This is a genomic window from Arthrobacter sp. SAFR-044, assembly GCF_059414985.1.
The window spans coordinates 293,550-305,116 of sequence record NZ_JBPFDN010000006.1; the positions used below are offsets into that span (position 1 = coordinate 293,550).

Annotated in this window: 8 protein-coding genes and 1 pseudogene; 4 read left to right on the forward strand and 5 right to left on the reverse strand. The window is 60.2% G+C overall.

The annotated features are described in order from the left end of the window. Window positions 1-113: 113 nt before the first annotated feature. Both ACR65J_RS12025 and ACR65J_RS12030 read right to left on the reverse strand, forming a co-directional pair. Window positions 114-1,028, reverse strand: a pseudogene (locus ACR65J_RS12025) (integrase core domain-containing protein). A gap of 329 nt (window positions 1,029-1,357) precedes the next feature. Next, a complete protein-coding gene (locus tag ACR65J_RS12030; protein ID WP_440169064.1) occupies window positions 1,358-2,869 on the reverse strand; it encodes a tyrosine-protein kinase domain-containing protein in 1,512 nt (503 codons plus the stop codon). Between the two features lie 493 nt (window positions 2,870-3,362). Here ACR65J_RS12030 and ACR65J_RS12035 point away from each other — a divergent pair, with 493 nt between their 5' ends. After that, window positions 3,363-4,190 (forward strand): MBL fold metallo-hydrolase, encoded by an 828-nt coding sequence (locus tag ACR65J_RS12035; protein ID WP_440169066.1) that lies wholly within the window; start codon window positions 3,363-3,365, stop codon window positions 4,188-4,190. A gap of 872 nt (window positions 4,191-5,062) precedes the next feature. On the opposite strand, the gene ACR65J_RS12040 is transcribed toward ACR65J_RS12035, so the two are convergent. Beyond that, the gene (locus tag ACR65J_RS12040; RefSeq protein WP_440169069.1) at window positions 5,063-5,425 is read right to left on the reverse strand and encodes a hypothetical protein; all 363 of its coding nucleotides are present in this window, start codon (window positions 5,423-5,425) and stop codon (window positions 5,063-5,065) included. Between ACR65J_RS12040 and ACR65J_RS12045 the strand changes: the two genes are divergently transcribed. The 3 genes from ACR65J_RS12045 to ACR65J_RS12055 all read left to right on the forward strand — a co-directional run bounded on the left by ACR65J_RS12045 (window position 5,412) and on the right by ACR65J_RS12055 (window position 9,784). Further along, window positions 5,412-6,341, forward strand: a complete 930-nt coding sequence (locus ACR65J_RS12045; RefSeq protein WP_440169071.1) for a MinD/ParA family ATP-binding protein — start codon at window positions 5,412-5,414, stop codon at window positions 6,339-6,341. The genes ACR65J_RS12040 and ACR65J_RS12045 overlap by 14 nt on opposite strands. A 94-nt stretch (window positions 6,342-6,435) precedes the next feature. Next, window positions 6,436-8,601 (forward strand): acyltransferase family protein, encoded by a 2,166-nt coding sequence (locus ACR65J_RS12050; protein WP_440169073.1) that lies wholly within the window; start codon window positions 6,436-6,438, stop codon window positions 8,599-8,601. A gap of 88 nt (window positions 8,602-8,689) precedes the next feature. Further along, entirely contained in the window at window positions 8,690-9,784 is a 1,095-nt protein-coding gene (locus tag ACR65J_RS12055; protein ID WP_440169076.1) for an acyltransferase family protein, read from the forward strand. Here the strand turns inward: ACR65J_RS12055 and ACR65J_RS12060 are convergent. Both ACR65J_RS12060 and ACR65J_RS12065 read right to left on the reverse strand, forming a co-directional pair. After that, window positions 9,764-10,378: a hypothetical protein gene (locus ACR65J_RS12060; RefSeq protein ID WP_440169078.1), complete on the reverse strand. Its 615-nt coding sequence runs from the start codon at window positions 10,376-10,378 to the stop codon at window positions 9,764-9,766. The genes ACR65J_RS12055 and ACR65J_RS12060 overlap by 21 nt on opposite strands. Before the next feature lie 29 nt (window positions 10,379-10,407). Continuing rightward, entirely contained in the window at window positions 10,408-11,184 is a 777-nt protein-coding gene (locus ACR65J_RS12065; RefSeq protein WP_440169081.1) for a hypothetical protein, read from the reverse strand. Window positions 11,185-11,567 lie beyond the last annotated feature (383 nt).

Here is an 11,567-nt window from a genome sequence, read left to right on the forward strand (position 1 = left end):
CTTTTGGCCGCGTTATTATGCGCTCCTTGCTTGGCTCCCGTGGCTTGGTACTGACCAGCACCTCAATCTCCTTCCACTAAGGGCAAGCGGGGGGGTAGAGCGGCTGGGTGTACTCAGCCCGTAGGCTGTAGGCACCCGCTGATGGATGGTCTGGCTCCGAGGCTGCCGAGGGGCCGGCGGTTGTTGTAGAAGTCTAGCCATGGTTCCAGGGCATCAGTCCTGGCCTGGTTTGAGGTGAAGGGCTGGCGGCAGGCCCAGCTTTCCTGCAGGGTGCGGCTGAAGCGTTCGGATTTGCCGCTCTGCCAAGGAAGTCGCGGAGAGGCGGTTGGCGAAATCGTTGTCTGTCATGACCCGTTTCACCGGCGCACCTTGGGCTGCCACGGCTGCTGCGGCCCTGGTGAGGAACCGGCGTAGGTCGAGCCTTTTTCATACGGCAGGACCTCGGCGTACAGCGAAGCGGAAACGGTCATCGACGGCCAAGTGGACGAAGCCAAACCGACCTTTGTGTGGCCTGTTGAATGGTTGCGGCAGATTGCTTCGGGTCTGCCCGCCAGCCTCCGCCGTCCGGGATCCGCCCGAATTTCTTCAAGCCTATGTGGATCATGTCGCCGGGAGCGCGTCGCGTTCATAGCGCCGGTCGGTAGCCGGGACGCACGGATTCGTACTCCGGTTGCCGGGTCTAGGTCCCACAACCTGGGCATACCCGCCCTGGCCGAAATTCGGTAGACCGTCCTGGCGCTCATGCGGCACCGCACGGCACAGGTTCGCTGCTCCCTTGCGGTGCTCGGCGCGCTCGGTGAGAACCTCTGCAACCACCTCCGCGGAGGTAGCGTGCGGGCAAGACCACGGACGAGAGCTAGGGTCCCCAAACCAGCCCAGCCATCCGCACGGTACCTGCCGATCCAACGATGCGCACAGGTCCTCGAGATGCCCATTTCCTTGGCCACAGCCACTGGACAGCCGGCGAGGACGCCCCCAGTGATGATCCGCCTACCATTTGGAGTCAGGCTGACATTACGGTGGGACATGAAGACGTGAATTATGAATGGATTCCGTAAAACCTAGAAACGGAAACCTTTGACGATAAGGCTCGTCGTTCTTGGCGTGATGTCCCTGCGGCAAGACCGCCAATCCACGATGTCTGCCGGGGAACGCTAAAGGTTCTCACGGACGCTGACCCAGTTGTGCGAGACGCCTCGCGAGCGCACCCTCTGCGTGATTTACAAGCTTATCTAGCTCCAACATTGTTGGGGCATTCCGGCTCGGAGTGACCGCTGCTTGCGATGGGTTATGCCCCCTGGGTGGGCCGTTGTAGAAACTGCCCATCGGAACGGCGGATGCCCCTAAACTGCTCGGCTTAGTCCTCTGGGTGGTTGGCAGACGCGCCCAGTCTGGCCGGGCCGCCCCTGGGGAATATGTGGGGACGGTTCGGCACGGCCTCCCGAATCACGCTGTCCAGATCCGGTCCCCGAGTTCCAGAAGAGCGGATGGTGGAAGATTCGAAAGGTTCCTCATACGCCTGGTCATTGCCGTAGTAGCTGTAGGCGTAAGCATCCGGACCTTTTGCGGGAAGACGGTTAAGAACGACGCCCAACATGTTCGAGCCGACCAAGTCTAACGCGCTGATCGATTTTTCTAAATCTTGAAGACGTAGTTTTTGCGCACCAACAACTACCACAACTCCTCCTACGTGCTGAGAGAGGACCGCAGCGTCAGTAACTGGGAGGAGAGGGGGCGCGTCAATTATGACTGCGTCGAAAATCCCCTCGAAACGCTCAATCAGACGCTGCATTTGTGATGAGCCGAGCAATTCACTGGGGTTCGGTGGGATCTGTCCAGAGGTCAGGACAAACAAGTTGTCGCTTCCCCACGGTTGGAGCAGGTCGTCGACGTCCGCGATACCGAGCAATGCCGTCGTCAATCCAGCCGTACGGTCAAGCCCGAGGTAGTCACTAACCATCGGCCGTCTAAGGTCAGCGTCAATGAGGCAAACGTTTTGTCCTGCTTGGGCCAATGCAATCGCCAGATTGGTTGCTGTCGTGCTCTTTCCCTCCCCAGGAAGCGACGACGTGACTAGAACGGTTTTGGCTGCGTCCGAAATGTTGGCGAACTGAAGATTCGTGCGCAACTGTCGAAAGGATTCTGCTCGCGGACTTTGGGTAGGCGCCTGAGTCAAAAGTGGCTTTTTCGCAGCATCTTGATCGAACGATATGGCTCCAAGGAGTGGTGCGCTGGTTATTCTTCGCAGGTCCGCCTCGCCGCGGATCCTGGTGTCGAGGGTTGCACGAAGAACGGCTGCGAGTACCCCGATGGCTATCCCAACCAGCAGCCCAAGGAGGAGGTTGAGTCGCGTGTTTGGGGCTGACGGTGTAGATGGAGCTACGGCGGGCTTAATAATCGAGAGGCTTACCGGAGAGCTGCCGCCGGCCTTCGGTCTTTCAAGGTTGTCAACAGCCTTGATGAGGCTATTAGAGACCGCTTGTGCGACAGCCGCAGCCTGAACAGGTGATTCGTCGGAAACTGCAATAGTTATCAGTACGGTCTTGTCATCGCTCGTGGCTTTGACCTTCTGGGCCAGTTGATCTGTAGTGACAGTGAGCCCCAGTGCATCAATGGCTGGTTGCAGGACGATAGGAGAATCAACTGTTTTTACGTACGACTGCACCCTAGCTTGGCTGAAGGTATTTCCTTGCTGGAGTTCTTGAACCGTTCCCGAACTTTGAATTGCAACGAAGAGTTGAGTGTCTGCCGTGTATGTAGGCTTGACGATGATGGAGGTTCCGCCTCCAATGAGCACTCCGAAGAGCGTTGCGGCAGCAATAAATACCCAGTTGCGCCTGAGTAGACTCAGGTAGTTTTGTAAATCCAACCGGGTTCCCCCTATATCGGTTGCTGGAGGCAGGCCAGGGCTCGCCACCTAAACGCTAGTCATTTGTGTTTGTTTGATTGTACCCGGATGGCGTGTGCCGCAGCCCAGCTGCAACGCCATTACCGGACCAATGGACTAAGGGGTGGCTTTCGCCCGTGAGGCGCTGCAAAGGGTAGGCATCCAACTTCATATGGCGTGTCTCCGACAAACGGCACCGACCAGGCCAGCAAAATGGCGTCTCGGTCAGCTGCGCCAGGATGAATCGTTCAGACGGGGGTGCAGGGTTGTGCCGGACCGGCTGATCCCAATCTCAGCACAGGTGGCCCAGAACCGTGCGAACTGTTCCTGATTCCTCCTTCCCCAGCGAATATGCGCAGCGGCTCCGAAGTGGCAACCCCTTATGACGCAACCGGATCCAGAGATGTTGAAGCTCGACGTAGAATCGGGGTCCAAGACCGAAACTCGCAGTGCTCTGCCGGAGGTACGGAGAAAAATGTCACAATGGTGCGAAGCTGGTACGGACAACTACGTGCTGGTTACAGAAGGATCCCTGCTAAATACGGGCCTGATCGTTGGCTCTGAACGCGCCATGGTGATCGACACCGGGTCCGGTCCCCGCCAAGGACGCGTAGTTCTTGACGCAGTCCGGGAGAAGACTGACCTGCCTCTCGTCGTCGTTAACACGCACGCCCACTTTGACCACTTCTTTGGCAACGCCGTCTTCGCCGAAGCCGGGGTGACGGAATTCTGGGCCCACCAGAGGGCTGCCGCCGAGATTGACCAGCGTGGTGACGTTCAGCGCCGGTACGTCGGAACCCTGGAACCCGAGATGGCAGCGGGAGAAGGTGACAACGTAGAACTCGTAGTGCCCAACGCCATCGTCAAGGACCAGCCCGTCCTGGTGGACCTTGGCGGCCTCACAGTAACTCTCTTCTATCTGGGCCGAGGCCATACCGACGGTGATCTCCTGGTGGGAACGCCCACCACTTTGTACGTGGGAGACCTAGTGGAACAGGGCGCCCACCCCTCGTTCGAGGACTCGTATCCAGAGGAGTGGGCCGACGTGCTCCGGCACATCTCGGCGCTGCGGCACCGCTACGAGTTCTTGATCCCGGGGCATGGGACGCCATGCAGCGACCAGTTCGTCAAAACCATGGCCAACACCATGAGCACGGCAGTCAGGCAGGCGCGACAGTCCATCCGCGACACGCCCAACGACGCCACGAAGGCCATCCCTGTCCTCCCCTACGGCCCGGAGCAGTCCCGCTGGTTCATCAAGCGCCTCCAGGAGAGCTGGCGCAGCAGCATAAGCTCGTCGTAGTACACCCCTCATTGAGGAAAGGGTGGGATTGATTCCCGAGCCTTCACCCATCTGAACATGGGGAAACATTCGACGTCCGTAGGCGCCGCAGAACATACGCAGTCGAAGGCGCAGGGTTCTGTCTTAGGAGGCGATGGCCGTCCTCGCCGCGGCCACCGCCATCGTGGTTCTGACTGCGCTACAAGGCCTGAACGAACGTCCCGGAGTGGCGAGGCAAGGGCTACCAGTCTGAGCCAAGCTGAGCCGGCTTCCTTCCGCTCAACCAGGAACGCAGTAACTAAAGCTTTATGATTCAAGCTTCTTGACGTGACTTGTCAATCGTTCTGTCACATGCTTAGGTCTTAAGCAGTAAGGATGCTTATGACCGACGGAGATTGTTGTGGCCTTGACTGACTATGCCCTTGCGCTGAGCGCCTTGATGGGCTCCTTGCTAGTTCCCTTCGGCGTTCTGTACCAGATGCTGCGGCTCAAGCGCCGCGCAATCCGGATACCTGTGCAGCCCGTGTCTGAACCCATCAACAGAGGTAACCGACGCTGATCATGCCGTACGTCGATATCAACCCCCATAAAGCCCGTCCCAAATGGGTGGGCTATGCAATCTTTGCTGTTCTCTTGGTGCTCACCGCAGCGGTGGTCTCCGCGGCGCTCATTCATCACTGAACTGCACCTTTGGTCTGACGGCCGCTGGGCGTGGCCTCCTGCCAGACCCCCTAGACTTACTGATTGAACCAGTGCCGCAGATCCGTTTGCCGAAACGTCCGGGGGACAGACATGCCAGATCCGGCTGATCAGACTGCAGGCGCCCCAGCAGAAGATGCAGGGCAGCCGCAGCTGCGCCGACGCCGCGACCTTCGTCGTGCCGACGGCTCAGTTCAGGATGCCTGGACAGGAACCATGCCCACTGTAACGCCCCCTTCCAACCCGAACGACGCCGGAAAGCCAGTCACGCGCCGCAGCTCCTGGGCGGAGGCAGCCGCGGCAGCGGACGCCACCAAGCCGTCACGCGTACCTTCGGCTGCTGCTCCGGCGTCTCCTTCCTCTTCTGCGGCCCCTGCTCCGGGGAGGCCTGCTGCTGCGCCGATTGCCGCAGGGCCCTCTGCCGCGTCCAGCTCAGGTGAGATGGCCGCTGAAGCTGCCCTGCCGCCGTCGGATGCTCCTGCCGAAACGCCCTCCTTCCGCCGCAGCCGGTCCACCATGGCCGACACGATCGCGGAGGCACCTATGCCCGACTTCATCAGCTCGCCTGGGCTATTCGTCAAGGAACAGAAGCCCAGGCCCGTCGGCGGCTTCCGCGGCGCCCTGTACAACCTGACCGGCGGCGCGTGGAATCTAGGCCCCGGACCCAAGCAGCGCCAGGAGGACGAACTGGCTCGCCGCATTTCCCGGCAGCTCCAGGGGAGCTACAACACCGCGATCCTGAGCCTTAAGGGAGGTATTGGCAAGACCTCTACTACGGTGGGGGTGGGCCTGACCCTGGCCGAATACCGTGGGGACGCGCCCTGCGCAATCGACGCCAACCCGGACTCGGGCGACCTGGTGGAACGCGCGCTGGGTGAGGGCATCTACCAGCAGTCAACGCCCCGGACCATCTCGGACCTGTTGGAGAACATAGACTCCATCGATTCGCTGACCTCGCTGGCCCGGTACATGCACCACGCCGGCCGGTTGCACCTTATTGCGGGGGAGCAGGACCCTGAGGTCTCGGACTCGCTGACGGCGGAGGAGTACCGCCGCATCCGCAAACTCATCTCCAGCTACTATTCAGTGGTGCTGACCGACTGCGGCACCGGGGTAACCCACAATGCGATGAGTGGGATCCTGCAGTCGGCCGACAATCTGGTGATCGCTGCGGGCTACGCGGTGTCCGGCGCCAAGCGGGCTCGCAGCACCCTGCACTGGCTGGCCAGCCATGGATACGAGGACCTGGCCCGCAACGCCATTGTGGTCATCACGGACAAGGACGAAGTGTCCTCGCGGGTGGACAAGGACGCCATAGAGGAGCACTTGGCCGGGATCTGCCGCGAGCTTATCGCCGTACCGCACGACCGCGGAGTTGCTGACGGCGATTTGGTGACGCTGGACGTGCTGAAGCCGGAAACGCGACGGGCGTACAAGGAGATTGCTGCTGCGATAGTGGACGGGTACCGCTAAGCGTTCGACCTCCATATACGGTGCATAACCGGATTTATCCGCCGGGTAGAATATGCACAGCTTTAGGCTTCAAGCTTCTCAAACTGGGGGAACCATGATTCACGATGCGCTGCTCAACGCGCCCAAAAAGTCGTCCAAGAAGAAGTCGTCTTCGCGGCGTGGAGATATCCAAGGTCTTCGCGCTCTTGCGGTTCTATCCGTCGTGGCCGACCACATGTTCCACTGGCCATCTGGCGGCTTCGTCGGGGTGGACGTATTCTTCGTGATTTCCGGTTTCCTCATCACGGGGCTCCTCTTGAGCGAGCACGAGCGCAAGGGGCGCATCTCGGTCGCGGACTTCTACCGTCGCCGCGCCCGGCGCATCCTGCCTATGGCGGCCCTGGTAACTGTCGCGACCATCGGTGCCGGCTGGGCTGTCTTTACGTCCGGCAGGGCTGTTGCGACGACCATGGACGGGCTGTGGGCGATGGTCTTCGGCGCGAACTGGCACTTCGCGATCATCGGCACGGACTACATGCAGGCGGACGGGCCGGTGTCGCCGTTCCAGCATTTTTGGTCGCTGTCCGTAGAAGAGCAGTTCTATGCAGTATGGCCTCTCCTGATAATCCTTCTGTTGGGCGTGGCAGCAAAGAGGCAGCGATGGAGTCAGAAGCGGGCACTGCGAGTCCTCACATTGGCGGCCGCAACCGTAACGCTATTCAGCTTCTTGTTTGCCCTCTGGGAGTCGGCAGCATCGCCGACCGTTGCCTACTTCTCGACCACCTCCCGTACCTGGGAGCTTGGAGTTGGCGCGCTCTTGGCCCTGTTCGCGTCTAAGCTCGGCGACGTGCCCCGCGGTGTCCGAGCTGTGATGCTTTACGTCGGACTCGCCGGCATCATCTGGAGCATCTTCGTGATCAGCCCGGCGTCCCAGTTCCCCGCGCCCTGGGCGATGGCACCGGTTCTCGCCACGGCTCTTGTCATCGCGTCTGGCATAGGCGGATCGCCCGCGTCTTCGCCACTGACTCACAAGAGCTTCGGCTATGTGGGAAACATTTCGTACTCCCTGTACCTCTGGCACTTTCCCGTGATCATCTTTGCTGGGGCGCTCTTTGACATTTCGTCGCCAATTGTTGCTGTCGCCAGCGTAGTGGCGATGGGCGCGCTTTCGGTTGTCTTCCATTACCTGGTTGAGAAGCCGGTCCAGCACTCGCAATGGCTGGAGCCTAAGCGAAGGAAGACCGAGAGGGCCTCTGTATCGAACCGCTACAAGCTTGGCTGGCTGGGACTCCTCGCCGCTATCACTGCCGGTGTTATCGTGCTGGCACTAAACCAGCCGAAGCCGGACTACACAGCCATGCCCGCAACTGCCACGGCGATAGCGTCGGCGCAGGCAGCCAAGCCAGTCGCTGTCACGCCTTCGATGAAACTGACGGGCGAGCTGGCGGATGCCACACGTTCCGGTGCGTGGCCAATTGGCCTCACACCTTCGCTGGACACCGCCGCCGGTCACTACGTCCCGGAGTGGAAAACGGACGGCTGCCTCAGCGTCAACGATCAACTGTTGGCCAAGTGCATGTACGGTGATCCCGCGGCGCCGAAAACAGCCGTGCTACTTGGCGACTCGGTAGGGATTAGCTGGATGCCGGGGCTTAGGGCCGCTCTTGGTCCGGCTGGCTGGAAGATCCAGGTTCTCACTCTTGGCCAGTGCCCAGCAGTTCAGATCCCGACGACCCGGTCTAATGATCCTGCGGGCTTCACGGAAAAGTGCGCTGCGCATCAGCAGTGGGCGATGGATAAGGTTAAGGCGATACAGCCACAGATGGTCATCTTCGCCAGCGCTCTCGGCGCTCCATGGCGAGCCGTTAGCGCGTCCACGAGCAAGGATGTTCTGAAGGACTGGCGGACGGCTACGGCAGACACGCTGCGTGCGTACAAGGGCATTACGGACGCTCAGCTAGTTCTCATGTCCGGAGCCTCTGAGAACCCGGATACTGCCAAGTGCGCCACCAAGGTGAGCAGGCCGGGGGACTGTGCCAACACCAACACGCGCTTTGGTGAGTACGTGCGGGCCGAGGCTGCCGCAGCATCGGACGTTCCTGGGGTTCGGCATGTGAACACCGAAGCGTGGTTCTGCACTATTGCTAAGCAATGCCCGGCATTCGCCGGAAAGTCGTTGATCTTCGCGGACGGCGCCCACATCACGCCGGAATACTCAGCCAGGCTGGCCCCGGTAATGGGGCCAGCCGTACTGGGCGAGGACGAGGTTAGTTCCCAGTAAGCACGCGCTCCGGGAGCCATGTTATGTGCCGCGTAGAATCGTGCTCGTGCGAGCCGCTGGGGGTCGCAATTTATTTGGGGGAATTGCCGTGGTCACACAGCAGGCACTTACGGGCGGTCGCAGGGAAGCGAAAGCTCGCAGCCGGAGTCTCAGGAATGTTCAGGCGCTCCGGGCTGTCGCGGCGTTGATGGTCGTGCTTGCGCACGTCAGCGGGTTCGAGAATAAGGCGTTCGGCGCCGATTCTTCCTGGCTTCAGGGGTTCCACGATGTGGGCGCAACGGGCGTTGACATCTTTTTCGCCATCAGCGGCTTCCTCATGGTTGCCACCACATACAAGAAACATCACGGCGGTGAGAGCGCCAGATCGTTCCTGTGGCGCCGGGCAACGCGGATCTACCCGCCATACCTCATCATCACTGCCTTGATCTTCGCCGTGTTTCTCTGGAAACCGGGGATGGTGAACTCCAGCCAGGCTACGCCGCCGGACCCGCTGTCCTCGTTCCTACTGCTTCCGCAGGAAGGCCTACCCCTACTACTTGTTGGCTGGACGCTGGTCTTTGAGATGTACTTCTACCTGATCTTCACCCTTGGCCTTGCCGCTCCGAAACGGGCTTTCCAGTCCATCCTCGGCGGCTGGGTGCTGATCACCGGCGTTCTTTCCCTGATCCCCACGGACAACACCTATCTCAAGTTCCTCGGGAACCCGCTGCACTTTGAGTTCATCTTCGGCGCCCTGGTTGGCTACCTCGTGACGCGCCGCATTATCTGGAAGCCGCTGCTGGTTACCATGGCAGGCGTAAGCCTGTCGCTGGCGTGGTGGGCTCTGATGTGGGCTGGCGTTGGTCCTGGCGTAGCCTCCGATGCCTTCCGGGTGCCGACTATCGGGCTGGCCCTAGCGATCTCCCTCTACGGCGTTATCGGGCTTGAAACCGTAGGAGCCTTCACTTTCCCAGCTTGGTTGCAAAAGCTGGGCGACAGTTCGTATTCCCTGTACCTCACTCACATTCTGACCATCACTGCGTTTGGTGCCGCGTTTGCGCTCGTTCCGAAGAGCCCGGTGACGCATGTCGCCGGGCTCCTCGGGATCATCGCTGCCTGCATAATCGGCGGGCTGATCTACTACCGGGTAGCTGAAAGGCCCCTCCTGAAAGCCTTTCAGCGATCACCGCTTGTTGCCCGTTAGTACGCGTTCCGGCAGCCACGTGCCGGGCGTTCCTGCCGTCACGCATCGGTAGCCGACGACCATGTACTTAGATCCGGCCGTTCCGGCTTCCACGGGATTGCGCACGATAGCCCTGTCACCTACAGCCCAAGTGAAGCTGGTAGGCGCAGCGTCTTGGTAGATGGTGTACTTGCCGTTTGTCAGGTCGTGGTTCCGGCTGTTGTTCAACCTGGCAATAGTGGACACCTTGGTCGTGGCGCCATCGGTGTTACCGCCGAACCCACCGAGGCGCACCAGATCGGCCATAACCGTGGCCGCTGTTGTGCCAGTCGAGTTGAAAACAAATCCGCCACCAACAGCAGTGAAGGTGTTGCTGCGCTCCTGGATGTTGTTGGCGAGCACTTTCACGCCGTCCACGACCTTGAACAGCGCGAAGGAGTTTGACGACGGGATGTTTCCGATGAGGAACTTCGAGAACACGATGCTCAAGCCAGTGATCGAAAGCTGAGTGTTTGCGCCCGACAGGTTGATGGGAGTGTTGAAGTCACCCAGGAGCGTGAACCCCTCCAGGTGCATTCCCACAATGGTCAGGTTCAGGCAGTTGTTGATTGTCATGGCCGCAGAAGCCTGGGTGTGCTCTACGTTCAACTGAGTGAATACGCCGTCGTCCCAGCCGGCAACCTGGATCGGCGGCTCTGCTGAGACGTTCGTTGACGATTCACTGATGGGGTTGTTGTCGGTGTACAGGTTGTTGACGACGTTGCCGGTAATACCCCCGCCATTTCGGATGTCAAAGGCGGTGATGGAGTAGTAACCAATGGCGCAGTCCCGGAACTGGGATGGTAGGTGTAGCCGCCGCCGTAGTTGAAGAAACCTCTGGCCGGGTAGTCGATGCGGATGCGTTCGAATACTGACCCATTGGCGACGTTGAACATTCGGATGGCGTCTGATTCGGTTTCCGAGCTGGTTTGCTGCCGGTTGTAGGTAAGCCTCACATCGGAAATCTTTGGGCTTCCAGTTACGGAGAGGATCGGGAGGTTGTTGGCCGTCATGTAGAGCTTCGGGATGCGCCGGTCGCCCATGATGACCGGCGATGTAGCCGTGATCGTTTTATTGATCCGGTATGTTCCCGACGGCAGGTAGACCCCGCCGTTTGCGTTGATGCACGACTGGATTACAGCCCAGTCGAGTTCATCTGTAAGGGCTGTGGCGGCAGGGTATACGGCCTGAGCGTCTGCAATTGTGGCAAACAGGGTCGAGAGTGGGCGCGACGTGTCGTCACCGCGTGCGCCCAAGTCTTTAGCGTTCGGAGGGAGGTTGCCGCGCTGCGGGTAGATTCCGTCAAGAGCCGTCCGGGCAGACTTGCCGGGGGTGGATACTTCAGCCGCCGCCTGTGTCGCAATCGTGGCAGATAGCGACATCTGCGAGGGCTGGTTCAGCCGATTTTCTTAGGTGGTTATTCTATGCCTCTGGGCCCCTAGAGCTGATTGGCCAGCAGCACCGTCGCCCCCAGGAACGGCGCCTTGCAGGCCACCGCCGCCCGCAGCGTGAGTAGTTATCTGCTTCACCAGAGTCGTTCATCGAGGAGAAAAGAAGGCTGGAGGTTAGCTCGATGACGTCGTATGGTCCGAACGAGCTGCTTTCCGACTTGTAGACCAGTTTCCGACTTGTAGACCAGCGGCTGTACTCCGTGGAGTTAGCACCAGGAGGTGCGGGCGTTCCCCGACTGTTAGCGGCCATGAAAAACTGCCCATAGGCGGCCACGAAAATGCCCACTGACGGCCAGTAGAACTGCCCAGCGGTG

Coding starts and splice junctions, on each gene's coding strand:
- ACR65J_RS12035 (WP_440169066.1), top strand. CDS start 3,363: ATGTCACAATGGTGCGAAGCTGGTACGGACAACTACGTGCTGGTTACA.
- ACR65J_RS12045 (WP_440169071.1), top strand. CDS start 5,412: ATGCCCGACTTCATCAGCTCGCCTGGGCTATTCGTCAAGGAACAGAAG.
- ACR65J_RS12040 (WP_440169069.1), bottom strand. CDS start 5,425: ATGAAGTCGGGCATAGGTGCCTCCGCGATCGTGTCGGCCATGGTGGAC.
- ACR65J_RS12050 (WP_440169073.1), top strand. CDS start 6,436: ATGATTCACGATGCGCTGCTCAACGCGCCCAAAAAGTCGTCCAAGAAG.
- ACR65J_RS12060 (WP_440169078.1), bottom strand. CDS start 10,378: ATGACAATCAACAACTGCCTGAACCTGACCATTGTGGGAATGCACCTG.
- ACR65J_RS12065 (WP_440169081.1), bottom strand. CDS start 11,184: ATGTCGCTATCTGCCACGATTGCGACACAGGCGGCGGCTGAAGTATCC.